Annotated in this window: 1 protein-coding gene and 1 pseudogene; one reads left to right on the top strand and one right to left on the bottom strand. The window is 59.5% G+C overall.

Translation table 11 applies throughout. The features are described from left to right. Positions 1-273, top strand: a pseudogene (locus HA48_RS21930) (L-Ala-D/L-Glu epimerase); the annotation flags it as partial. Here HA48_RS21930 and mpaA read toward each other — a convergent pair. Then, positions 242-775 (bottom strand): murein tripeptide amidase MpaA (gene mpaA / locus HA48_RS21925; RefSeq protein WP_128603179.1); only part of this gene is annotated, 534 nt, incomplete at its 5' end. The pseudogene HA48_RS21930 and the gene mpaA sit on opposite strands and share 32 nt — an antisense overlap.

Raw genomic sequence — 775 nt, 5'->3', positions numbered from 1 at the left:
GGCCGCTACGAGATGATTAACATCAAGCTGGATAAAACCGGTGGCCTGACGGAAGCGCTGGCGCTGGCAGATGCCGCGCGCGCGCAAGGCTTTGCCATTATGCTTGGCTGCATGTTGTGTACATCACGGGCGATTCGCGCAGCGCTGCCGATCTCAGTGCATGCGCAGTTTGCCGATCTTGATGGTCCCACCTGGCTGGCGGCTGATGTAGCACCCTCGCTGCACTTCTCCCACGGCGTGCTCAATACTGCGGCTGCCAGCGCAGCAGGTTGATCATCGCCTGAAGATAGACTTCAGTGGCGTCGTCCACTGATATCGGCGGCATCTCAGCCGTAATGCAGGGCAGGCTGAGATCGTCGCACCAGCTACCAAACGAGCCTGGCGTGGCATAGCCGACGCTGCTGACTACCGGCAATTGCGTCTCCTGCGCCAGCCAGTGCGCCAGTGCGCTGTTATGCGGATCGTCAATGCAGGCCAGCGGCTCATGCCAGGAGACAACCCAGCCTGGTTTCAGCTGGTGAATCAACTCACACAGCGCCCGGGTTTCCGGTTCGGAAGCGGGCGCGTTACCCGTTGATAACACCACATCACGCGCATCTGCCATGCTGTTCCAGCGGTAGACGGTCTCGCCGTTCTGCCAGTTTGCCGCCGGGAAATTACGGTTAAGATCAACGCCGTTTGCATTAGCGCGTAAGCCCAGCTGACAGCCATCGGGGTTACGCGCTAATGCAAACGGCGTTGATCTTAACCGTAATTTCCCGGCGGCAAACTGGCA

It is taken from the genome of Pantoea wallisii (assembly GCF_002095485.1).
Lineage (GTDB): Bacteria > Pseudomonadota > Gammaproteobacteria > Enterobacterales > Enterobacteriaceae > Pantoea > Pantoea wallisii.
Note: the sequence above shows the minus strand (reverse complement) of the source record. Positions and strands in the feature narration are given on the sequence as shown.